Genomic DNA, 23,862 nt, shown 5'->3' with positions numbered 1-23,862 from the left:
GCTAATTCCGAATTGAGCCTTTAGCGAAACAACTACCGCGCCGGGTGAAAATTGGCCATTGACTTGCCATCAGCGCCCGGCTATTTTCCGGGCATGACTTCCACCGTATTGCGCTGCCAGCCAAGCATTATTACCGCCATTCCTCATTTGGCGGGCTAGCTCACGACTGCAGCACCCAACCCGCCCTAGAGGCGGGTTTTCATTTTCTGTCTCGGGGCTCTGATCAATGTCAGGAGACGATCATGACCCGCGTGCCCGCCCAACAATCCCTGCTTGAGCATTACGTCAAAAAGATCCTTGCTGCGCCGGTCCATGAACTGGCGGTACGCACCCCATTGCAACCCGCGCCGGCGCTGTCCGCCGCCTTGGGCAATCAAGTCCTGCTCAAGCGCGAAGACTTGCAACCGACCTTTTCTTTCAAGATCCGTGGTGCCTACAACAAACTGGTACAGCTGAGTCCTGAGCAAAAGGCGCGGGGCGTGGTGACGGCTTCGGCGGGTAATCACGCCCAGGGCGTGGCACTGGCGGCGCGTGAACTGGGGATCGATGCAACGATCGTGATGCCCGCCACCACACCGGAACTGAAGGTGCTTGGGGTGCGCAGCCGTGGCGCGCAAGCGTTGTTGCACGGCGAAAGCTTTCCGTTTGCCCTGGCCTATGCGCTGGAGCTGGCGCAAACATCCGGGAAGACCTTTGTTTCACCCTTCGACGACCCGGATGTGATTGCGGGGCAGGGCACCGTGGCCATGGAGATCCTGCGTCAGCATCAAGGTCCGCTGGACGCGATTTTCGTACCGGTGGGCGGTGGCGGCTTGATCGCCGGAATCGCGGCCTACGTCAAATACCTTCGCCCTGAAATACGCATCATCGGCGTCGAGTCGGAACATTCTGCTTGCTTGCAGGCCGCATTACAGGCGGATCAGCGCGTCGTGCTGCCGCGCGTCGGCACGTTCGCCGATGGCGTGGCCGTCGCACAAGTCGGCGCCCATGGTTTCGAGGTGTGCCGGTTTTGCGTCGATGAGGTGCTGACCGTCAGCAATGACGAACTCTGCGCCGCCATCAAGAATATCTATGACGATACCCGCTCGATCACCGAACCCTCCGGCGCATTGGCGGTGGCTGGCATCAAGAAGTACGTGGCAAAAAGCGCAGCCCGTGGCCAGACCTTCGTGGCCATCGACTCGGGTGCGAACATCAATTTCGACAGTTTGCGGCATGTGGCCGAGCGCGCCGCATTATGCGACGCCCCGGCGTGAAGCGAGTCAGCCGGCAAGCGGACGCTGTCCGTCCGCTTCACGGTTACTCTTCGACGGCTTTATCGACCTTGCTGGAGGCGGACCAGATTCGATAACGCACCTCAACGTCCCTGGGCACGTACAGTACGATCGGCAGCTTGCTGTTATAGCGCAGCATGAATCCGTCCCCGACCACCGGCACGAAATCCTGGTGGCTCTTGCCATCCGGGCAAGCCATGAGGGTGCTCATCGGGCCGATGACTTTTTCCAGGCGGTAGAACGGATAGCCCCAACCCTCGAGGTTTTTCTCTTCGAGAATGCCGCCCAGGCGTTGCCGATTGCAGTCGACGTTCAAGGTCTTTCCGGCAAGGATCTCGACCTGATAATCGTCTTCACGGGCTTGCGGGGTGAGGTGGATAACCTGGCGGGCGAAGCCGCTCTCAGGTTTGGGAAAGGGCGCGACTTCTTCAAGTTTTGCTGCGTGCACGGCGCTGGACAGCGCGGCAACTATCAGCCCAACGGTGGTGTTAATGGTCCAACAACCCATGTTGCCTCCTTGCGTCTATACGGTGTCAGCGGATACTGAATAAACATCTCTCTATTTTTGACGGCATCGATGGCTAATGCAAACCCGCCGCCGAAGTGTGCAAATTGCAGGGCTTCTGAAGGTGTTTTTTGCAAATTGCATGGTCAAAAATCAGTGCGTTTGAATAACTGATTGATTTACCGATGAACTGCACGGCGAAATTCAAGGCATGTTTTATGCTGGAGTAGTTCTCAAGCTGGCCAGGATTCATCTCACGAAGGAGAGGGTCACCATGTTTTTATCTGCCTTGGAACTACGCAACATCATTGAAAGCAGTTTTCTACCGAAGCGGTGTGAATGCTCGCTGTCGCCGGAGTTGTCGATGACGGTGAAAGTCTATTCGGACGGTGCAACCGATCAGCTGGATCTATTGAGGACGGGTATAAACGCACAACGTCTCAATGGTTGCCGGGAAATCAATGATCTGATCGCCGAGCTGCGTTCCGACCTGCAGCTTCACCATACACAAAGCGAGCCCCACCACGTGGTTGGCAAGGTCGGTTAGCTCGCTGTTTCAAGCTCTGCCGACACGCGCCGGGTCTGGAAAAACGCCAGGCCCAGCGCCAGTTCGAGTCCGACCGCCAGCAATATGCCCGGACCGGCATGGCCATTGAGCCATTCGCCGAAACCCAGTGCTGCCAGTCCCCAGCAGCCGACCATGAAGCCATAGCTCAGCGCTAGACGTATGGGGGAAGGCGCTTCATTGCGGACCCGATAAAAAATCACGCACAGCGCCGCAAACAGTACGGCGATGCGCCGTGCCATCAATCCCGCCGTCAGTGAATATTCGATATCCCAGGTCGCCAGCAGCCACTTGGGCATCACACCCCAGACCAGCGCCAGGAGCAGACACAATGTGGCGGTGAATATCGACAATGTACGAAACGATAACTGCATGGCGAATCCTTGCGGCAGTGGGGGAAGGCGCTAGATCATAGCGCCTGAACCCTTTCACGAATACCGCAAGGTGTTATTTCAGACTTTTCAGTCAGTTCTGATAACTGCAGGCATCAGACAGTTTTCTGTAGGCGATTTCTGCGGGTTTGCCGGTCTGCTCATCGATGTATTTCATGTGCGCGTTGATCACCTTGCAATCCAGGGTGTCAGGTTCAGTCAGCGCGATGACTTTGCCTACGTGCAGCGGCATGCCGTAATGATAGGAAGGCACGGCCTGAGTAGTGGAGGTGTCATTGGCCTGCGCCATACCTGTCAATGAGACACAGGCCAGGGCGGCGGAAACGAGCAGGGTGCGCGAGTTCATGGGGCGATCTCCAGTGCAGACGGAAGTCAGTTCGACGATTCGTCGAACCTGCCGCACTGGGCGTCAGAGGGCTCTGAGGGCGTGCGGTCCAGTAGAGTGTTGGACTGCGTGATTAAGCATTGGTTAACTCGCCTGAACGCCACCTGTCGCCTGGTCGCTACCGTTTGGCGGAGTCTTTAAGACTAAGGTCGTATGCTTGTAAAGAAAGCCCTCTGCCATCATTGCCGATCACCCCTGCGTTTTCACTTCTACGGGCCAACCATTGGCCTGGATGAAGGCTATTTTTGGCCGCTTGCGCTTTGGCGCAAGCGGCACTGTTGGAGTTTTAGATGCGTTCCCCCTTTATCTCTATCACCGTGCGCCAGTCATTCGGCTTCGGCGCTCTGGTCCTGTGCGCCGGTTTTACCGGGTCGAGCCGAGCGAGCGGTTTTATCGACGACACCACGGCGAGCATCGAATCGCGCACGATATATTTCAACCGTGATTTTCGTGATGGTCACACCTCCAACGAACAAGGCGCCTCCAAGCGTGACGAGTCGGCCCAGGGCTTTATTCTCAACCTGCAATCGGGGTACACCGAGGGCACAGTCGGTTTTGGTATCGACGCCTTGGGCATGGCCGGCTTCAAGCTTGACTCCAGTCCCGACAGCAGTAACAGCGGCCTGCTGCCATCCCGTGGGGAAAACCCGCGCGGTTCGGCAGACCAATACGCCAAGCTCGGCCTGACGGGCAAAATGCGGGTTTCGAAAAGCGTGCTGAAATACGGCGCATTGCGGCCCGATTTGCCACTGCTCAAATACAACGACGGGCGTTTGCTGCCGACGATGTTCAACGGCGCCATGCTGACGTCCAAAGAGGTCAACGATCTGACCTTCATGGCGGCGCGACTGGACAAGTACACCGCCCGGGACTCCACCGATGCCCAGGACATCCGGGTGCACTGCAAGAACAAGCGCTACGCCTGCAACACCACCGCTGATCACTTCGATATGTACGGCATCGATTACACGATCAACGAGCGCCTGACAGCCCAGTATCACTACTCGGAGCTCGAAGACATTTACCGCCAGCAGTTCGTGGGCTTGCTGGGCAATCAGCCGTTGGGCAGCGGTGTGCTCAAGGCCGATATGCGCGTGATCGACAGTGCCGACAGCGGTGCTGCCCGCGCCGGTTCCATCGACAACCGCGCCCTGAGCGCAATGCTTGCCTACGCCATCAACAACCATACGTTCAGCGCAGGGTGGCAGCGCATGAACGGCGACAATTCGATGCCGTATCTGGATGGCACTAACCCGTACCTGGTCAACTATGTGCAGGTCAACGACTTCGCGGCCGCGCAGGAGCGTTCATGGCAGTTGCGCTACGACTATGACTTCAAGGGTGTCGGCCTGGATGGCCTGACGTTCCTGACCCGCTATGTGAACGGCGATCACATCAAGGTGCCCGGCAGCGACGTGGAAGGCAAGGAATGGGAGCGCGACACCGAGCTCAAGTACGTAGTGCAGAGCGGCACGTTCAAGGATTTCAGCTTGCGCTTGCGTAACGCGACGTACCGATCCAACTACGAAAAATTCGCCCGGGATATGGATGAGACACGGTTGATTGTCAGCTACAACTTCTCGGTGTTGTAAGCACGGCTGTTTCAGCGCCTGAAGGATCGTCATCGCGAACCAGCTCGCTCCCGCACCGGTCGCTGTGCATGACCAGGAATCGTAGGAGCGAGCTTGCTCGCGATAGGGCCTCCCGGTTCAGCGAAGGTCCAACTGATGGCGATACGGCAAGTCCGGTCCGGTCTTGCTGCACGTCAGCGCGGCGGCCTGAACCGCAAACCTGAGCATTGCGCCGATCTGCTCGCGACTCAGTTGTCCCACGCCTTCGACCGAATCCAGCTGCTGCTCGGTCAACCAGGTAATCAATGCCGCCTGGAAGGTATCGCCGGCTCCGACGGTGTCGGCGATTTTCACCGAACAGGCGGGAACCGACCACGACCCATGAACGCGACTGAATACGGTTGCGCCTTCGCCACCCCGGGTCAAGAACACCAACTGGCAACGGTGTTGCAACCAGCCATCGATCACCTGCTCCGGGTCTTGTCCGGGATACAGCAGGCTCAAATCCTCATCGCTGACTTTGATCAGGTCGGCGTGCTCGACCAGCGTGGCAATCCGTGAGCGCCACCGCTCGATATCCGGCTCGGGATTAAGCCGCACGTTCGGGTCGAGGCTGATCAGGCGCCGGCCACTTTCGCGACGCACCAGTTCCAGCAATGTGTCGGCCACTGGCTGCACCACCAGCGAAAATGAACCGATGTGCAACCCGCGCACCTGCGGCCCCAGCTCTGGCAGATGTTGCGGTTTGAGTTGGCGGTCGGCGCAGCCTTCACCACGGAAGCTGTAGTGCGGCGAGCCATTGGCCCCGACCGCGACCATGGCCAGGGTGGTGGGCGCCGCGAAATCCACCAGATAGTCGGTGCCTACGCCTTCATCCTGCAACACTTGCAACAAGCGCCGCCCCAGGTAGTCGGTCGACAACCCGGCAAACAGCGCCGCGTCCACGCCCAAGCGGCGCAATCCCACTGCAACGTTGAACGGCGAGCCGCCGGCAATCGCCTTGAAATTCACTTTTGAAGCCAGGCCGCTGGCGTCGTTTTCACTGAAGAAATCGAACAGCGCTTCGCCACACACCAGATACATAGTTGTTCGCTCTTTAAAGGGTTGCGACATGCTGTCGATAGCGTTCGTAGGCCTGCTGGGAGGCCGCCACGTTGTCTGCGATCGGCAAGGTTTCACTGGCCAGGTCGAGTTTCACGCAACGTTCGCACAGGTCCTCCAGGCTGTCCTCGTGCCCGTTGGCCCAGGATGTACACCACGCCGCCTGGATCGCCGCGCCCAGGGCGGCGGCTTCGCTTTGTTCGGTGCAGATCACGGGCGTGTTCATGGTGTCGGCGACTATCTGTCGCCACACCTGACTGTTCGAGCCGCCGCCGATCAGGCAGATGCTGCGGCTTTGTAAGCCATTGTGGCGCAGCAGGTCCAGTCCATATCGCAAACCGAAGGTGGTGCCTTCGACCACGGCACGGCACAGATTGGCCTGGGTCAGGTTGGTCATGTTCAGGCCCAGCACGCTGCCGGTGGCATGGGGCAGGGCGGGCACGCGTTCGCCGTTGAGGAACGGCAGCATGCACACGCCGTCGGCACCGATGGGGGCCTGGGCCACGAGCGCGTTGAAACACTCGATATCCAGATCGAACAAGTCGCGAATCACCCCGGTGGCGTTGGTCAGGTTCATGGTGCAGATCAGCGGCAGCCAGCCGCCGCTGGAGGAGCAAAAGGTCGCCACCGCAGCGTCCGGGCTGACCTTCGGCTGATCGGCATAGGCGTACACCGTCCCCGACGAACCGAGGCTCATGGTGATCGCGCCGGGTTTGATGTTGCCCGTGCCGATGGCGCCCATCATGTTGTCGCCGCCACCGCTGGAGACCCGCGCGCGCGGGTTGATGCCCAGGTGCTCGGCGATGCCCGGCAACACGGTGCCGACGGCGGCGTGAGCATCGATCAGTTCCGGCAACGCCGCTTGCAAGCGCCCACTGGGGTCGATGTCACGCAACAACTGCAAATCCCATTGGCGCGTGCGCACATTGAAGTAGCCGGTGCCGGAGGCGTCGCCGTACTCGCTGCAGCTGCGCCCGGTGAGCCAGTAGTTGAGGTAATCGTGGGGCAGCAGCACGTGAGCGATACGGGAGAAAATCTCGGGATGCTGCTCTCGGGTCCATAACAGTTTGGACACGGTGTAGCCTGGGGCAATGACCACGCCCAGGCGTTCCAGCGAGCCTTTTTCGCCGCCCAGATGCCGGAGCAGTCGGTCGTTTTCTTCGGCGGTTTCGGTGTCGCACCAGAGTTTGGCCGGGCGCAGTACCCGGCCCTGATCGTCGAGGAGTACCAAGCCATGCTGCTGGCCGGAAACACCCATGCCGAGGATGGCCTGGCCATCGACATCGGCTGCCAGCAACGCGCGTCGGGTGGCGAGGGTCAACGCGTCCAGCCACTGTGCCGGGTCCTGTTCACGGCGGCCATTGGCGCCACTGATCAGCTTGTGCGCAGCGGCGCCCTGGCCAAGCACCTGACCACTGACGGCGTCCAGGACAATGGCTTTGGTGCCCTGGGTGCCGCAGTCGATGCCGAGGAAGAGTTGTGGGTTTGTCATGGCAGTTCCTGTGTGTCAGGTCGATCTTGGTGAAGTCATTCGCGAGCAAGCTCGCTCCTACACTGGATAGGCATGGAACACAAAATCTGTGTTCTCTGAAGATTTCCTGTGGGAGCGAGCCTGCTCGCGATGACTGCAGTCATTTCACTGCCGCGCTCAAGCCAGAACCCTCTCCAGCGTCCGCGTCACCCCAACATCGCGCAAACTGTTGCAGCACCACTCGAATGCCGCGACAAACTCCGCCGAGCGCGGTATCGCCGTGCCAAAGATCTCCTCGACCCCCAGCATCCGCTGGGTGATCAATGCATCATCGGCCACCAGCGCCTGGCAGAACACCGCCCGAGGGTCCGGGATGGCGTAGGTGTCACCGTTCTCGTCCACACCCTTCAAGTACAAGGCCCAGGCGGCCATGACCAGCGCTGCCCGTTTGGTATCCCGGCCGTCGGCGATCAGGCGGTTGATGGTCGGTACGGTGAATTTCGGAAACTTCGACGAACCGTCCGAGCAAACGCGCTCCAGTTGGTCGGCGATCGCCTGGTTGGAAAAACGTGCCACCAGCGTGTTTTTGTACTCGGTCAGGTCAATGCCCGGCACCGGTGACAGCTGCGGGGTCACGTCCAGGTCCATGTAGGCACGCATGTAGCGCACGAACAACGGATCGTTCATGGTTTCGTGGACAAAGCGGTAACCCTTCAAAAAACCCAGATAAGTCAGGGCCAGGTGACTGCCATTGAGCAGTTTGATTTTCATTTCTTCATAGGGTGTGACGTCGTCGGTGAACTGCACACCGACCTTTTCCCAGGCCGGGCGACCATTGACGAATTTGTCTTCCAGCACCCACTGCACAAAGGGTTCGCAGACCACCGGCCAGGCGTCGTCCACCCCATGCTTGTCGGCCAGTTGCAGGCGATGCGCGGTGCTGGTCATCGGCGTGATGCGGTCGACCATGGCATTGGGGAAACTCACGTTGCGCTCGATCCAGTCGCACAAATCGGCGTCGCGCAACGCGGCGAAGGCCAGCAACGCCTTGCGGGTGACGGCCCCGTTGTGCGGCAGGTTATCGCAGGACATCAAGGTGAACGCCGGCGTGCCCGCCGCCCGGCGTCTGGCCAGTGCGGCACAGAGGAAACCGAACACGGTTTTCGGCGCGTCAGGGTTCGCCAGGTCATGCTGGATCTGCGGCAGCCCGGCCATGAACTCGCCATTGCTGTCGTCGATGCAGTAGCCGCCTTCGGTGATGGTCAACGAGACGATGCGGATCTCGGGGCTGGCCAGTTTATCAATCAGCGCCTGGGCACTGTCTTCGGCCAGCAACATGTCGCGAATGGCGCCGATGACCCGCACCTCGGTGTCGTCGCGATCGCCCAGTTCGAACAGGGTGAACAGGTAATCCTGTTCTTTCAGATCGTCCCGGGCACGACGGTCTTCGGCGCGCAGGCCGACGCCGCAGATCGCCCAGTCCAGGCCTTCGCCGGTATTCATCAGGGCGTCGGTGTAATACGCCTGATGGGCGCGGTGGAAACCACCGACGCCGATGTGGGCGATGCCTTGGCGAGTGTCACTCAAGGCGTAGGCGGGCAGGACCACCTCGGGGGCGAGGCGGTTGAGGTTCTGTCTATTGAGTTTCATCACAGGATCTCTGAAGTCAGGCGGCAACGCGCAGTGGTCGGGTCAGCGCCACGCCGTTGGCATCGAATAAATGGCAGTGCCCGGCGTCCAGGTGCAGGCTCAAGGACTCACCGTAACGGCTGGCCAGATCACCGCGTACACGCATCGTCAGGGCCTCGCCGGAAGCGGTCACGACATGGCAGAAAGTGTCGCTGCCCAGGCGTTCGCTGACGTCGGCAGTGACTTGCAGTGTGCAGTCGCCAGGCTTGGCCAGCTCCAGGTGTTCCGGACGAATGCCCAGGGTCACCGCGCCACCCACGCTCAGGTTGGCACCGCTGAGCGGCAGGGTGATGCGGGTGCCGGCGTCCAGCTGTACTTCGCAACCCTGGCTGTCGATACGGCTGACGTTGCCCTTGAGAAAACCCATTTTTGGCGTGCCGAGAAAACCGGCGACAAACAGGTTGGCCGGTTGGTGATAGAGGTCCAGGGGCGAGCCGACTTGCTCGATCTTGCCGCCGTTGAGCACCACCACCTTGTCGGCCATGGTCATGGCTTCGACCTGGTCGTGGGTTACGTAAATCATCGTGGCTTGCAGGTCTTTGTGCAGGCGCAACAGTTCCAGACGCATCTGCACCCGCAGTGCCGCGTCGAGGTTGGACAGTGGTTCGTCGAACAGGAAAATCTTCGGGTTACGCACGATGGCCCGGCCGATGGCTACACGCTGACGCTGACCACCGGACAACTGCTTCGGCTTGCGCTCCAGCATCGGCCCCAGCTCGAGGATGCGCGCCGCTTCGCCGACTTTCTTCTCCACTTCCGCCTTGGGCACGCCCGCCAGATCGAGGGCGAACGACATGTTCTTGCGCACGCTCATGTGCGGATAAAGGGCGTAGGTCTGGAACACCATCGCCAGGTCGCGCTTGGCCGGGCTGACTTCAGTGATGTCGCGGCCATCGAGCTCGATGGTGCCGCCGCTGACTTCTTCCAGCCCGGCGATCAGGCGCAACAGGGTGGATTTGCCGCAACCCGACGGGCCGACGAACACCACGAATTCCTTGTCGTTCACTTCCAGGTCGATGCCTTTGATGATGGAAAAGCCTTCGAAGCCTTTGTGCAGATTCTTGATTTTCAGGTTGGCCATGGTGGTGGGCCTCCACTGTTGGTTATTTGGTTGAACCCGTAGGAGCGAGCCTGCTCGCGATGGGCTCACAGGCGACGCGTTCCTCCTGGAAGAACGCGTTATCGTTTACGTTCATCGCGAGCAGGCTCGCCCCCACAATGGGGCATTCATTTCACGGCGCCGAACGACAGGCCGCGCACCAGTTGTTTCTGACTGATCCAGCCGAAAATCAGGATCGGCGCGCAGGCCAGGGTCGACACCGCCGACAACTTGGCCCAGAACAACCCTTCGGGGCTGGAGTACGAGGCGATCAATGCGGTCAGTGGCGCGGCTTTCGATGAGGTGAGGTTCAGCGACCAGAACGCTTCGTTCCAGCACAGAATCAGCGACAGCAGCACGGTAGAGGCCAGCCCGCCCTTGGCGATCGGCAGCAGCACGCGGACCATCTCCTGCCACAGGGTCGCGCCGTCCAGTCGCGCGGCTTCGAGGATGTCTTTCGGGATGTCCTTGAAGTAGGTGTAAATCATCCAGACCACGATCGGCAGGTTGATCAGGGTGTAGATCACGATCAGCGCGATGCGCGTATCCAGCAGGCCGAAGCTCTTGGCCAGCAGGTAGATCGGCATCAAGACCCCCACCGGCGGCAGCATCTTGGTCGAGAGCATCCACAGCAGCGTGCCTTTGGTGCGTTGGGTTTCGTAGAACGCCATCGAGTAGGCCGCCGGCACCGCGATCAGCAGGCACAGTGCGGTAGCACTGAACGAAATCACCACCGAGTTCCAGGCGAAGCTGAAGTAATCACTGCGCTCGTTGATGTGCAGGTAGTTCTCCAGGGTCGGGGTGAAGATGAACTGCGGCGGCGTGGCGAAGGCGTCGATTTCGGTTTTGAAACTGGTCAGCACCATCCAGAAAATCGGGAAGAAGATCAGGATCGCGATGGCCCAGGCCAGGGTGCCGAGCAGCAGGCTTTGCAGGCGGCGGGATTGTTGAAGGGTCATGGCGCGGGCCTCAGGCTTTGTCTGTCAGGTTTTTGCCGATCATCCGCACCAGCACGATGGCCGCGATGTTGGCGATCACCACCGCGATCAGGCCGCCAGCGGAGGCCATGCCGACGTCGAACTGCACCAGCGCCTGGTTGTAGATCAGGTAGGCGAGGTTGGTCGAGGCGTAGCCGGGGCCGCCGTTGGTGGTGGTGAAGATTTCGGCGAACACCGAGAGCAGGAAGATGGTTTCGATCATCACCACCACGGCAATCGGGCGGGCCAGGTGCGGCAAGGTCAGGTGCCAGAAAATCGCGACGGGGCCGGCACCGTCCAGGCGCGCAGCTTCCTTCTGTTCCTGATCGAGGGACTGCATGGCGGTCATCAGGATCAGGATCGCGAAGGGCAGCCATTGCCACGAGACAATGATGATGATCGACAGCAGCGGGTAATGCGCCAGCCAGTCCACCGGTTGCGCGCCGAACAGTTTCCAGACGTAGGCAAGCATCCCGGACACCGGATGGAAGATCAGGTTTTTCCAGATCAGCGCGCCGACCGTGGGCATGATGAAGAACGGCGAGATCAACATGACTCGCACGATACCGCGACCGAGAAATTCGCTGGCCTCCAGCAAGGCACTGATCAGCACACCGAACACCACGCTGATCAGCAGCACGCTGCCCACCAATAACAGGGTGTTGGTCGCACCGGGCAGGAAACCCGAGTCCGTCAGGAAGTAGGTGAAGTTTTCCAGCCCGACGAACTCGTTTTCACCCGGGTTGAGCAGGTTGTAGCGAATCATCGAGAAGTACAGCGTCATGCCCAGCGGCACGATCATCCACAGCAGCAACAACGCCACCGAGGGGCTGACCAGAAACCAGCCGGGGTTGCTCAACCGGCTTTTACGCAGCGGTTGAGGGACTTCCATGTGAGCTTTGGCAGTTGAGGTATTCATGGCGGTAACCGATTGACTACAGACAAATGAGATCAACGGTGGGAGCGAGCCTGCTCGCGAAGAGGCCGGGCACCCGACACATCTTCTGCGGCTGGAATACCGCTTTCGCGAGCAGGCTCGCTCCCACAGATGGAATTTGCAGGGGTTACTTGGGATAACCGGCGCGCTTCATCTCTCGCTCTGTGGTTTGCTGCGCCGCCGCCAGCGCCTGGTCGACCGTCATCTGACCGATCAGCGCCGCCGAGAACGACTTGCCGACCTGGGTGCCGATGCCCTGGAACTCAGGGATGGTCACCAACTGAATGCCGATATAGGGCACCGGTTTCAGCGTCGGCTTGCTCGGGTCCGCAGCCTTCAGTGACTCGAGCGTCACTTTGGCAAACGGCGCGGCACTCATGTACGCCTCGCTGTAGGTCGAGGACCGGGTGCCTGGCGGCACGTTGGCGATGCCGTCTTTTTCTGCAACCAGCGCACTGTATTCCCTGGAGGTCGCCCAGGCGCTGAAGGTTTTCGCTGCGTCCTTGGCCTTGGAACTGGTCGGGATCGCCAGTGCCCAGGAGTAGAGCCATGCCGAACCTTTGTCAGTGACCTGATGCGGCGCGTAGGTGAAGCCGACGTGATCGGCCACTTTGCTTTGGGTCTTGTCGGTGACGAACGAGCCGGCGACGCTGGCATCGACCCAGATCGCGCATTTGCCGCTGTTGAACAGTGCCAGGTTTTCGTTGAAGCCATTGCTCGAAGCGCCCGGCGGGCCGGACTTCTTCATGGTGTCGACGTAGAAGTTCAGGGCGTTTTTCCATTCGGGGCCGGTAAATTCCGGCTGCCATTTCTCATCGAACCAGCGCGCGCCATAGGCGTTGGCGACGGTGGTGATCAACGCCATGTTCTCGCCCCAACCGGCCTTGCCGCGCAGGCAGATGCCGTACTGCTCTTTATCCTTGTTGGTGAGTTTGCCGGCGAACTCGGCGATCTGTTCCCAGGTCGGGCGCTCGGGCATGGTCAGGCCGGCGTCCTTGAACAGGTCGGTGCGGTAATAGGTGATCGAGCTTTCGGCATAGAACGGCAGCGCATACAACGAACCCTTCACCGACAAGCCTTCACGCACCGACGGGAACACATCGTCCAGGGCGTAGCTTGCAGGCAGGTCCTTCATCGGCTCCAGCCAACCCTTGGCGCCCCACAGTGCCGCTTCGTACATGCCGATGGTCAACACGTCGAATTGCCCGCCCTGGGTGGCGATGTCGGTGGTCAGGCGCTGACGCAGGACGTTTTCTTCCAGCACCACCCAATTGAGCTTGATCTCCGGATGCTCGGCCTCGAAGGTTTTCGAGAGCTTCTGCATACGAATCATGTCGCTGTTGTTGACGGTGGCGATGGTCAGGGTCTGGGCGCCAAGGCTGACGCCGCTGAGGGTCATGCAGGTGAGGGCAAGCAGAGCTTTTACAGACGGTTGCATCGTGCACTCCTTTTCTGCACCCGAGGGGGACAGAAGGACGGTTATTGTTTTTGTGTCTTCCGCTTGTAGGAAGAATCTGCACTGATTACAGCCTTCAATTCACGGCGAAACAAATCATCCGTCGCACTTGAATCGATACTTTTTTGCACTCGGGTTTAGAGCGGTAGACGCAGGGAAGGGCTTTTTGGCGGAGAGGTGATGTCGAATCCGTACAGGTTTTCGACACCCGGCAGGTCAAACCCTGTGGGAGCTGGCTTGCCAGCGATGGCGGTGGATCAGTCGATAGAGATGTTGGTTGCGCGGGCCTCATCGCTGGCAAGCCAGCTCCCACAGGGACGGGTGATGTCAGCCGTGGTTTTGCTCGGTCAGACGCTGCACCACCAACCGCCGGTAATGGGACGGCGTCATGCCCTTGAGCTGTTGGAAGCGCCGATTGAAATTGGAAATATTGTTGAAACCCGATTCGAAACAGACGTCGGTCACCGGTTTGTCGCCGTCGGCCAGCAGTTCACAGGATTTACTGATGCGCAGGCGATTGACGAACTCGATGAAATTGCGCCCGGTGGCCTGTTTGAACACTCGACTGAAATAGGTCGGTTTCATGCCCAGGTGCTCGGCGACTTCTTCCAGAGGCAACTCCCGCGCATAGTGGGCGAAGATATAGTCCACCGCCCGGTTGGTGCGATCGATGTTGTGTTCGTCAGCCAGTTGCGGTGTCGTGGCGCCGGACAACAACTGATAGTCGTCAGTGGCTGCGAGCAATTCCAGCAGAATGAAAAAGTGCCCCAGCCGCGTCACGCCCTGGGTATCGGCAATGCGCTGCATCAGGTCCATCGCCTGGCGGATGGTGTGCTTGCAGCGAAATTCGATGCCGTACTGTGCCCGCTCCAGCAGCGGGGCGAGGGTCTTGAGTTCGGCGAACACCTGATAGCCGCTGTCGAACAACTCATCCGTGAAGTTGACCAGCATGTCGCGCTTGGGCACCACTTCGTCTTCGGTCACCTGGCTGATCCAGTTGTGCGGCAGGTTGGGGCCGGTGAGGAACAGGCTTTCGGGGTAGAAATTGCCGATGTAGTCGCCGATGAATACCTTGCCGGAGCTGGCGACGATCAGGTGCAACTCGTATTCCTTGTGGAAATGCCAACGTACCAGCGGGCAGGGAAAACCGTGCTGGCGGTAGATGATGGACAACCCATTGTGGTCGTCCATCAGTTCGTAGGACGGGTCGGTCACTCTGGCGGTACGAGTCATGGCGGCACACTTTTCTTGTTATCGCGCTGTGATCATGCCCTGTGCACAGTGGGGAATGCCAGTTTCCGGCAGTACGACACTATCGAGAACCGGTCGGCTCATGCAAGGAATGGCCATAGACAGCCTTCATACTGCTGGCGCTCCAGCAATAACGGACGATGTCGGACTCTTCGAAGAAATCGGTGTTGATGATGCTGCAACGCGTGACCCAGCTTTGTGTGGTGCTGAACCAGTCGTTGATCTGGTGCTTTATGTCCTGAGGTCCGCCCAGCAACGAGTAGCAAGTCGCCGACAGCGCCCACAAAAAACCATCGTAGGGCGCATCTGCCAGCGTGGTGGCGATGTGGAGGTGCAGTTGCGTGGTCGAGGTAAAGGCCTGGCCATGCCACTTGTGCGTTATTCGCCACCAGAAGTATTGACCGTCCATGTCCGGGTGAGCGGGGGCCGCCATCACGATCCGGCGATAGGGGCTGGAGCGCTTGAGTTGCGCAACGGTGTTGTAACCGTCGACAGGGAGGATGGTCCGCGGTCCGAGTCGGCGCACCAAGTGCTCACTCAGTTTTTTGAAATCAAAGCTTTTGTCGCCGTCGGCCAGTTGGTGAAAGTCCAGCACGATGAACTCATCCGGATTCCGCTCAAGGAATGACAGCACCGCCTCGATCAGTTCATCCAGCACCCGACCTGAACGATAGCCGTTGTGGTGAAAGTAAAACCCCGGCTGATCGGCGTCGGTGTCATGGCCCAGGCGAATATCGAAAGCCCGCGCACCATTGGCAAGCTGGAAGGCAAAGGTATCGTTCTGGCAGTTTGTCCAGTGGCCTACAAGCGCTGAATCATTGGGGGCCTGTTTATCCATGCCCGCGTTATGGGCGCCGGGCCAGACAATGTCGGTCAGTTTAAGTTTGTCGATATCCAGGACATTGCTCATCCATGTTTGCCTGTCGAGCCATCCTGTTGTGTTATCCGTCATGATCATTCCTTTGGCTCAATAAGCCCGCTCCCTGGAAAAAAGTGGCTTCACGTTTATAGGAAGCCAGACATTAGTCCAGGGAAAAAAGGAAGGGTGTTATCTATGTATTGTGTTGTTACGCCCTGGTTATGTTAGAGACCCTTTTTCTGGCGCGCGATTCTTTGCCTCGATCCATTGCGCCATGTACTGAGTGCTCTTGTGATGATGGTGACGCAACATGCTGCCGGTAAAGTTGTCCCGGCGGATCTGCGCCAACTGCCGTTGGCAATGAACCAGTCTTTCAATCAGGGCGGGCCCGTGAATGGATTGCTGGTAACGGCTGGCTAGCAGAGCCTGCGCTTGAACCTGTGCACGCTGCCACAGAGCCTTGTCGGTATACAGCCGCACAGCGTTGTCGGCGAAGTCGCGAGCGGACCGGGTCACGGCGCCGGGCCACGCTTGCTCGCCGTGCATGGCTTCCGCCCCCATCGGGGTGGTGACATTGGGCGTGCCGCAGAGCATCGCATCGACGATTTTGCCTTTGATTCCCGCACCAAAACGCAGCGGCGCCAGGCACACTCGTGCCGCTGACATGACTTGCAACGCGTCTTCCGCCCAGTTCATCACGTGAAAGCCCTGGGCGGCATTGTGCAGCGCGCTCGCCTTGGGCGGCGTGTAAGCGCCATAGATGTGCAACTGCGCGCCAGGTAATTGCTCGCGGATCATTGGCCAGATGACGGTTTTCAGCCAGAGCACCGCATCCCAGTTGGGCGCATGCCGGAAGTTGCCAATGTGCAGGAAATGCGCGCGATCTTCGAACGGTGCCGGCGGTTGGTTAGGCAGATCAACCATCAGCGGACACCAGTGCAGCAGGCTTGGCGGAAGATTGAATTGCTCGACCAGCAACTCGATTTCCATCTCGGAAATCATCAGGTTCAAGTCACAACGATAAATCGCTGCGATTTCCCGTTTGGCCAGATCGGTATCGGCCATGAACTCGAACTCTTCACGCAATGCAGGCGCGAACAGATCACTGAAGTCGTTGCTGTCGTCACTGGCCTTCAAGCGCTCCTTGAGTCGTTGCTGGCGGGCATCACGCAGGCTTTGCAGATCGGACGTTTCAAGTACGCGCACGGCATCGGGGCAGTGTTTTTCCACGCGCCAGCCGAACTGTTCTTCCATCATGAAGCGATCGAACAACACCACATCCGGTGCCAGTTCGTGGATGAACGTGTCAAAACTGCTGTTGTTCAACTCGATCGGCACTTCGCGAATGCCCAGCGCCGTGAGGTCGGCCCGGTGCTCACCGCTGCCGGCCGGGCTGCTGAAAGTGATGTCCCAGCCTTGCTGCAGGAAAGTCTCGAGGATTTGCATCATGTGCCCACCGGCCGCGGAGGAGCGGGGCTCGGGCCAGACGTAACCAATGACCAGGACTTTGGTTGCGCGAGGTTGACTCATGTACGGGGTTTCCTTGAAGCGTGCAGGGGGCAGGCAAGAATAAGAGAGGGCGGTATTAGATCATGGCGGGTAGCAGGTTCATTCGAGAATGCTCTTGACCTTGTCCCGCAACTGATCAATGGAGAAGGGTTTGCCAATCACATGCATGCCTTCGGGCACTTCGATGCTTTCGGCATAGCCGCTGGCGAACAGCACCGGCAATTCGCGGCGCAGCATTCGCGCTTGAGCGGCCAACTCCCGGCCATCCATCTGCGGCAGGCCGACATCGGTCATCATCAAGTCGATGTGCTGCTCTGCATCCTTGAGAAACGCCAGCGCCTGATCGCAGCCGTCGGCCTCAAGCACCTTGAATTCCAGCTCCTCCAGCACATCGACAATGAGCATGCGCACGATGTCATCGTCTTCGACGACCAGGATGATGGAAATGTTGGCGGACATGGCGGACTTCTCGAAAAGTGATAGGGGGGGGCGGGCGATCGAATCTCCGGCCTCTTGCATGAGTAAATGGCGACTCCCGACAAGTTCCCGACGGGCTATAAAAAGAGTAGCGGCATGGAGAGAAAGGATAACCGCTCCTTTGGCGCCAAAGCAGCTGTATGCAGGATTTTGCGTAGATATGCATCAGAAAATTGGATCAATGCGCCGGTTTTGGGGCAGACTCCTTGGTTTCACACGTTCGACAAGGCTTGACTATGACCTCTGCGTCTTCGGTTGATGAGCAACGATTCCGTAAACTCCTGAGCCGCAACATCAGCCTGCCGCTGGGTGTCGGCGTCATCAGTGCAGTGTTTTTTGTTTCGTTGATCATGTACCTGCTGTCGACGATCCAGTGGGTCGAGCACACGGACCGGGTGATCAATAACGCCAATGAAGCGCTCAAGCTGACGGTCGATCTGGAAACCGGCATGCGCGGCTTCCTGCTCAGCAGTGACGAAAAATTTCTCGAACCCTATGAAACGGCGAAGCCGAGAATCGAGGTCGTCCTCAAAACCTTGCTCGAATTGACAGGCGACAACCCGGCCCAGACCGACCGTCTGCACCGGCTGCAGGCGTTGCAACAGGAATGGGCCGATTATGCGCAAACCATGATCGATCTGCAGCGATCCAGCGGCGATTATCGCAGCGCGGTGAGGGCTGGAAAAGGCAAACGCTTGACCGATGAGATCCGCAAGCAGTTCGAAGACGTGATCGACATGGAGCAGCAACTGCGCACCACCCGCAACGATGAGGTGCGGCGCACGACGGTCTGGAGCATCGGTCTCTACCTGTTGTTCATCGCTGGCATCAGTGGCTTGCTGGCTTACATCGGCCGTCGCGACCTGCTCAATCTGTCCAACAGTTACAGCGCCAACCTTGCCGCGCAGCAGGCCAGCGCCCATCGCCTGGAGCAGCAAGCCTGGTTACGCAATGGCCAGACCGAACTGGCCGAACAAGTGCTGGGGCAACTGAGCCTCAATCTGCTGGGGCGCAACATCCTGCAGTTCTGTGCGCAGTACCTGGGCAGCGCCGTGGCTGCGCTGTATGTCCGCGAAGAGCACGGCGGCCTCAGGCGCGTGGCGTCCTACGGCTTTTCCCGTGAGCAGGAAGCCATCGATCAGCAGATCTACAGTGACGAAGGCATTGTCGGCCAAGTGGCGCAACAGGCACGCCTGATCCGCCTGGACAACGTGCCGAGCGACTATTTCAAGGTCAGTTCCGGCCTCGGCCAGGGCTTGCCGCACAGTGTGCTGGTGGTGCCGACCAGCGACGACGATCGGGTCAATGGCGTCATCGAACTGGGTTTCCTGCGTCCACTGAACGACCGCGACGTCGAACTGCTTGAGCTGATAGCGGCCAACATCGGCACCTCCATCGAGGCCGCGCGTTATCGTCAGCGCCTGCAGGAAGTGCTGGCCGAAACCCAGCAACTCAACGAAGAGCTGCAGGTGCAGCAAGAAGAGCTCAAGACCGCCAACGAGGAGCTCGAAGAACAATCGCGAATCCTCAAGGAGTCCCAGGCGCACCTGGAAACCCAGCAGGTGGAGCTGGAGCAGACCAACGAACAACTCGCCGAACAGGCAACCATTTTGGCCGAGCAACGCGACGCCATGGACCTGAAGAACACCGAGCTCAATCAGGCCCAGCGTCAACTCGAAGAGCGCGCCGAAGAGCTGCAGCGTTCCAGCAAGTACAAGTCGGAATTTCTCGCCAACATGTCCCACGAACTGCGCACGCCGCTGAACAGTTCATTGATCCTGGCCAAGTTGCTGGCGGAGAACCCTCAGGAGAACCTCAGCGCCGAACAGGTCAAGTTCGCCGAATCGATCTATAGCGCCGGTAATGACTTGCTCAACCTGATCAACGACATTCTCGATATTTCCAAGGTCGAGGCCGGCAAACTCGAGATCCGCCCGGAAAACACCAGCGTCGCGCGTCTGGTGGATGGCTTGCGCGGGATGTTCGAGGCATTGGCGGCAGACAAGCAACTGGCGTTTCACATCACGCTGGAAGACAGCGCTCCCGCGTTGATCTTTACCGACCGCCAGCGGCTGGAGCAGGTCATCAAGAACCTGCTGTCCAACGCGGTGAAGTTCACCGAAAAGGGCAGCGTCAGCCTCAGCGTTGCCTCGGCGCCCAACCACGCCATTGCCTTTACTGTGCGCGACACAGGGATCGGCATTGCCGAGGATCAGCAGGAAAGCATTTTCGAAGCCTTTCGCCAGGCCGATGGCACCACCAATCGCCGTTACGGCGGCACCGGGCTGGGCTTGTCGATCTCCCGCGACCTGGCCGCTTTGCTGGGCGGTTCCATCAGCGTCAGTAGCACACCGGGAGAGGGCAGCGTGTTCACCCTGGTGTTGCCGCAACAATACGTCGAGCCGGGGGACGATCCTGTCGAACCGATGCGTCCAGTGGCGGTAGCGGCAGCCCCGCCCGTGGCGCCAGCCACCCCGGCTCCGCTGATCGTCGAAGACATTCCGCGCTTCGACGATGACCGCAACCGGGCGCCGTTCGCTACCCGCTGCATTCTGGTGGTGGAGGACGAGCCGAACTTTGCGCACATCCTCTACGATCTCGCCCATGAGCTGGGTTATCAGTGCCTGGTGGCCCACGGTGCCGATGAAGGCTACGATCTGGCCCGCGAGTTCAGCCCCGACGCGATCCTGCTGGACATGCGCCTGCCCGATCATTCCGGGTTGACCGTCCTGCAACGCCTCAAGGAGCACGCGAAAACCCGACACATACCGGTGCACGTGATTTCCGTCGAAGACCGGGTCGAGGCGGCGATGCACATGGGCGCCATCGGCTATGCGCTCAAGCCGACCACTCGCGAAGAGCTCAAGGACGTCTTTGCGCGCCTGGAAGCCAAGCTGACCCAGAAAGTCAAACGCGTGCTGCTGGTGGAAGACGATGACCTGCAGCGCGACAGCATTTCCCGCCTGATCGGCGACGATGACATCGAAATCACCGCCGTCGGCCTGGCCCAGGACGCACTGGAGCTGCTGCGCACCACGATCTTCGATTGCATGATCATCGACCTCAAACTGCCGGACATGCTCGGCAATGACCTGCTCAAGCACATGTCGACCGAGGACATCTGCTCGTTTCCGCCGGTGATCGTCTACACCGGGCGCAATCTGACCCGGGACGAAGAAACCGAACTGCGCAAGTATTCGCGCTCGATCATCATCAAGGGCGCGCGTTCGCCCGAGCGCTTGCTGGATGAGGTCACACTTTTTCTGCACAAAGTCGAATCCCGGCTGTCCCATGAACGACAGACAATGCTCAAGACCGCCCGCAGCCGCGACAAGGTGTTCGAGGGGCGCAAAGTGCTGCTGGTGGACGACGACGTACGCAACATCTTCGCCCTCACCAGCGCACTGGAGCAAAAGGGCGCAGTCGTGATCATCGGGCGTAATGGCCTTGAGGCGATTGATCGATTGAATGAAGTCGAGGACATCGATCTGGTGTTGATGGATGTGATGATGCCGGAGATGGATGGCTTCGAAGCCACCACCGAAATCCGCAAGGACCCGCGCTGGCGCAAACTGCCGATCATTGCGGTAACGGCCAAGGCCATGAAGGACGACCAGGAGCGCTGCCTGCAGGCGGGCGCCAACGATTACCTGGCCAAACCCATCGACCTGGATCGCCTGTTTTCGCTGATTCGGGTGTGGTTGCCGAAGATGGAACGTATCTAGTGGAGCGCCATTATTCAGTGGAGCGAAACAGTGAAATCGAGCTGCGCTTGTTGATCGAGGCGATCTACCTCAAGTACAGCTACGATTTTCGCGATTATTCCGGCGCTTCGATCAAGCGCCGGGTGACGCACGCGCTGAGCCAGTTCGAGTGCGGCACCATTTCGGCCCTGCAGGAGAAGGTCCTGCACGATCCGAAGGCATTCATGCAATTGCTGCAACTGCTGACGATTCCGGTCAGTGAAATGTTCCGCGATCCCTCGCACTTTCTGGCCATACGCAAGGAAGTGGTGCCGCTGCTCAAGACTTACCCGTCGATCAAGATCTGGATCGCCGGCTGCAGCACGGGCGAAGAGGTCTATTCGATGGCGATTTTGCTGCGCGAAGAAGGCCTGCTCGATCGCACCATCATCTATGCCACCGACATCAACCCGCGCTCCCTGGAAAAAGCCAAGCAAGGCATTTTTTCGATGGAGAATGTCCGGGCCTATACGTCTAACTACCAGCACGCGGGAGGCCAGCGCTCCTTCGCCGATTACTACACGGCTGCCTATGGCTACGCGATTTTCGACAAGTCGCTGTGCGAGAACGTGACGTTCGCCGATCACAGCCTGGCGACCGACAGTGTGTTTTCAGAGACTCAGTTAATTTCTTGTCGTAACGTATTGATTTATTTCAATAAAAAATTGCAGGATCGCGCGTTCGGTTTGTTTCACGAGTCACTGTGCCACCGTGGATTTCTGGTGCTGGGGAGCAAGGAAACCCCGGATTTTTCGGCTTATGGCAATCAGTTCGAGCCCTTGGCCAAACAGGAGCGGATCTACCGTAAATCATGAACGACACCATGGGCTTGCCTTCTATAGAAGCAATCGTGATCGGCGCGTCGGCAGGCGGGGTAGAAGCGCTGCTCAATATCCTCACCCCGCTGCGCGAAGGCTTTGGGTTGCCGATCGTTGTGGTGCTGCACCTGCCGGATGAGCGGCGCAGCCACCTGGCGGAGGTCTTTGCCCGACGGGTGGCCCTGCCGGTACTGGAGGCCAGCGACAAATGCCGCATCGAAGCCGGAACCCTGTATTTCGCCACGCCTGGTTATCACTTGTCCGTGGAGCAGGACCGCAGCTTTTCCTTGAGCCTTGAAGACCGCGTGCATTACTCGCGACCCGCCATCGACTACCTGTTCGAATCGGCGGCCGATGCCTATGGACCGAAACTGGCCGCCGTGCTGCTGACCGGCGCCAACCGCGACGGCGCCCACGGCCTGGCGCAGGTCAAGCGACGTGGCGGGCTGACGGTCGTGCAGGACCCGGACGAGGCGCAGGTCGCGACCATGCCCCTGGCGGCGCTGGATATTCACCAGCCTGACCACATTCTCACTATCCGCGGCATTGGCCGTTTGCTTGTCGAGCTGGAACAAATCGCATGCTAAGTAATATCCAGGCCAAACTGCTGATTGTCGACGATCTGCCGGAAAACCTGCTGGCGCTCGAAGCGCTGATCAAGCGCGAGGATCGCATCGTCTACAAGGCGCTTTGCGCCGACGAAGCGTTGTCGCTGTTGTTGCAGCACGAATTCGCCATGGCCATTCTCGATGTGCAGATGCCCGGCATGAATGGGTTTGAACTGGCCGAGTTGATGCGTGGCACGGAAAAGACCAAAAACATTCCGATCGTGTTCGTCAGTGCCGCCGGTCGCGAGCTGAATTACGCGTTCAAGGGCTATGAAAGCGGTGCCGTGGACTTCCTGCACAAACCGCTGGACATTCATGCGGTCAAGAGCAAGGTCAATGTGTTCGTCGAACTGTATCGTCAGAGCAAGGCGATGAAGCAGCAGGTCGAAGAGCTGGAGCAGAGTCGGCGCGAGCAGGAAGTGTTGCTCAAGCGCTTGCAGAGTACCCAGCTGGAGTTGGAGCAGGCCGTGCGGATGCGCGATGACTTCATGTCCATCGTCGCCCACGAAGTGCGCACGCCGCTCAATGGCCTGATCCTCGAGACCCAGTTGCGCAAGATGCACCTTGCCCGGGATAACGCTGCGGCGTTTACCCTCGACAAGATGCAGGCGATGGTCGATCGCGATGAGCGGCAGATCAAAAGCCTGATCCGCCTGATCGAAGACATGCTCGATGTGTCGCGTATTCGCACCGGCAAGCTGTCGATTCGACCGACACGCTTCGATCTGTCGGAACGGGTTCGCAACCTGTTGCAGAACTTCGCCGCACAGATCGAGGCCGCCGAGTCGTCGGTGACCCTGGTGGCCGAGCAACCGGTGGTCGGCAACTGGGATGAGTTTCGTATCGAGCAGGTCATTTCCAATCTGCTGACCAACGCCCTGCGTTACGGGGCCAAGAGCCCGATCACCGTGAAGGTGTACAGTGAGCGTGGTGAAGCACGGGTGGAAGTGCGTGACTTCGGGATCGGCATCAGTGAAGAGAACCAGCACAGGATTTTCCAGCAGTTCGAGCGCGTCACGGCCAAACACGCCGTCGCCGGGCTCGGGCTGGGATTGTTTATTTCCGAACAGATTGTGACTGCCCATGGCGGTACCATTACCGTCGAAAGCCGGATTGGCGAAGGCGCCCTGTTTCGCGTTTGTCTACCGCTGTAGGAAAACAGTCCGATAAACGCA

20 protein-coding genes and 1 pseudogene are annotated in these 23,862 nt (G+C 59.3%); 7 read left to right on the top strand and 14 right to left on the bottom strand.

From position 1 onward, the window contains the following. Positions 1–242: 242 nt before the first annotated feature. Positions 243–1,238 (top strand): annotated as a pseudogene (gene ilvA, locus ACX3YF_RS25075) (threonine ammonia-lyase, biosynthetic); the annotation flags it as partial. Positions 1,239–1,299: 61 nt separating this feature from the next. Here ilvA and eco read toward each other — a convergent pair. After that, positions 1,300–1,782 carry a serine protease inhibitor ecotin gene (gene eco, locus ACX3YF_RS25070; protein WP_458945349.1) on the bottom strand — a complete coding sequence of 161 codons (483 nt, stop codon included), beginning with the start codon at positions 1,780–1,782 and terminating at the stop codon, positions 1,300–1,302. Between the two features lie 271 nt (positions 1,783–2,053). Between eco and ACX3YF_RS25065 the strand changes: the two genes are divergently transcribed. After that, positions 2,054–2,326 carry a DUF1652 domain-containing protein gene (locus tag ACX3YF_RS25065; RefSeq protein WP_130209403.1) on the top strand — a complete coding sequence of 91 codons (273 nt, stop codon included), beginning with the start codon at positions 2,054–2,056 and terminating at the stop codon, positions 2,324–2,326. On the opposite strand, the gene ACX3YF_RS25060 is transcribed toward ACX3YF_RS25065, so the two are convergent. Together ACX3YF_RS25060 and ACX3YF_RS25055 are read right to left on the bottom strand one after the other, a co-directional pair. Beyond that, complete coding sequence (locus tag ACX3YF_RS25060; protein WP_448647837.1) at positions 2,323–2,718, bottom strand: hypothetical protein; 396 nt, start codon at positions 2,716–2,718, stop codon at positions 2,323–2,325. The genes ACX3YF_RS25065 and ACX3YF_RS25060 overlap by 4 nt on opposite strands. Before the next feature lie 91 nt (positions 2,719–2,809). Beyond that, entirely contained in the window at positions 2,810–3,082 is a 273-nt protein-coding gene (locus tag ACX3YF_RS25055) for a DUF2790 domain-containing protein (RefSeq protein WP_047528651.1), read from the bottom strand. Positions 3,083–3,411: 329 nt separating this feature from the next. Between ACX3YF_RS25055 and ACX3YF_RS25050 the strand changes: the two genes are divergently transcribed. Next, a complete protein-coding gene (locus tag ACX3YF_RS25050; RefSeq protein ID WP_458974497.1) occupies positions 3,412–4,713 on the top strand; it encodes an OprD family porin in 1,302 nt (433 codons plus the stop codon). A gap of 117 nt (positions 4,714–4,830) precedes the next feature. Here the strand turns inward: ACX3YF_RS25050 and ACX3YF_RS25045 are convergent, their stop codons facing one another. The 11 genes from ACX3YF_RS25045 to ACX3YF_RS24995 all read right to left on the bottom strand — a co-directional run bounded on the left by ACX3YF_RS25045 (position 4,831) and on the right by ACX3YF_RS24995 (position 17,500). Beyond that, positions 4,831–5,775 (bottom strand): carbohydrate kinase family protein, encoded by a 945-nt coding sequence (locus ACX3YF_RS25045; protein WP_458974496.1) that lies wholly within the window; start codon positions 5,773–5,775, stop codon positions 4,831–4,833. A 13-nt stretch (positions 5,776–5,788) separates the two neighbouring features. Then, on the bottom strand, positions 5,789–7,285 hold the full coding sequence (xylB, locus tag ACX3YF_RS25040; protein ID WP_458974495.1) for a xylulokinase: 1,497 nt from the start codon (positions 7,283–7,285) through the stop codon (positions 5,789–5,791). 156 nt (positions 7,286–7,441) lie between these two features. Further along, complete coding sequence (locus ACX3YF_RS25035) at positions 7,442–8,914, bottom strand: mannitol dehydrogenase family protein (protein WP_458974494.1); 1,473 nt, start codon at positions 8,912–8,914, stop codon at positions 7,442–7,444. 16 nt (positions 8,915–8,930) lie between these two features. Then, on the bottom strand, positions 8,931–10,034 hold the full coding sequence (locus ACX3YF_RS25030; RefSeq protein WP_448647842.1) for an ABC transporter ATP-binding protein: 1,104 nt from the start codon (positions 10,032–10,034) through the stop codon (positions 8,931–8,933). Between the two features lie 146 nt (positions 10,035–10,180). Then, positions 10,181–11,011: a carbohydrate ABC transporter permease gene (locus ACX3YF_RS25025; RefSeq protein ID WP_007936731.1), complete on the bottom strand. Its 831-nt coding sequence runs from the start codon at positions 11,009–11,011 to the stop codon at positions 10,181–10,183. 10 nt (positions 11,012–11,021) lie between these two features. Then, entirely contained in the window at positions 11,022–11,921 is a 900-nt protein-coding gene (locus tag ACX3YF_RS25020) for a carbohydrate ABC transporter permease (protein ID WP_223272711.1), read from the bottom strand. 172 nt (positions 11,922–12,093) lie between these two features. Continuing rightward, complete coding sequence (locus ACX3YF_RS25015) at positions 12,094–13,404, bottom strand: ABC transporter substrate-binding protein (protein WP_458974493.1); 1,311 nt, start codon at positions 13,402–13,404, stop codon at positions 12,094–12,096. Positions 13,405–13,749: 345 nt separating this feature from the next. After that, complete coding sequence (locus ACX3YF_RS25010) at positions 13,750–14,655, bottom strand: AraC family transcriptional regulator (protein ID WP_448647843.1); 906 nt, start codon at positions 14,653–14,655, stop codon at positions 13,750–13,752. Between the two features lie 79 nt (positions 14,656–14,734). Then, positions 14,735–15,625, bottom strand: a complete 891-nt coding sequence (locus ACX3YF_RS25005) for a phospholipase (RefSeq protein ID WP_458974492.1) — start codon at positions 15,623–15,625, stop codon at positions 14,735–14,737. A 126-nt stretch (positions 15,626–15,751) separates the two neighbouring features. Further along, on the bottom strand, positions 15,752–17,062 hold the full coding sequence (locus tag ACX3YF_RS25000) for a glycosyltransferase (RefSeq protein WP_458974491.1): 1,311 nt from the start codon (positions 17,060–17,062) through the stop codon (positions 15,752–15,754). Positions 17,063–17,140: 78 nt separating this feature from the next. Next, positions 17,141–17,500, bottom strand: coding sequence for a response regulator (locus tag ACX3YF_RS24995; protein ID WP_130209379.1), 360 nt, complete (start codon positions 17,498–17,500; stop codon positions 17,141–17,143). A 254-nt stretch (positions 17,501–17,754) separates the two neighbouring features. Between ACX3YF_RS24995 and ACX3YF_RS24990 the strand changes: the two genes are divergently transcribed. Genes ACX3YF_RS24990 through ACX3YF_RS24975 form a run of 4 tightly spaced genes read left to right on the top strand, consistent with a single transcriptional unit; the run spans position 17,755 to position 23,841 of the window. Continuing rightward, positions 17,755–21,243, top strand: a complete 3,489-nt coding sequence (locus ACX3YF_RS24990) for a response regulator (protein ID WP_458974490.1) — start codon at positions 17,755–17,757, stop codon at positions 21,241–21,243. Then, a complete protein-coding gene (locus ACX3YF_RS24985; protein ID WP_130209375.1) occupies positions 21,243–22,076 on the top strand; it encodes a CheR family methyltransferase in 834 nt (277 codons plus the stop codon). Before ACX3YF_RS24990 ends, ACX3YF_RS24985 begins: the two co-directional genes overlap by 1 nt. Further along, a complete protein-coding gene (locus ACX3YF_RS24980; RefSeq protein ID WP_130209373.1) occupies positions 22,073–22,666 on the top strand; it encodes a chemotaxis protein CheB in 594 nt (197 codons plus the stop codon). Before ACX3YF_RS24985 ends, ACX3YF_RS24980 begins: the two co-directional genes overlap by 4 nt. Continuing rightward, on the top strand, positions 22,660–23,841 hold the full coding sequence (locus ACX3YF_RS24975) for a hybrid sensor histidine kinase/response regulator (protein WP_196586149.1): 1,182 nt from the start codon (positions 22,660–22,662) through the stop codon (positions 23,839–23,841). The genes ACX3YF_RS24980 and ACX3YF_RS24975 overlap by 7 nt, the downstream gene beginning before the upstream one ends. Positions 23,842–23,862: the final 21 nt, after the last annotated feature.

The organism is Pseudomonas fluorescens group sp. PF-69 (genome assembly GCF_054481235.1).
This window is presented reverse-complemented; position numbering and strand designations above follow the sequence as displayed.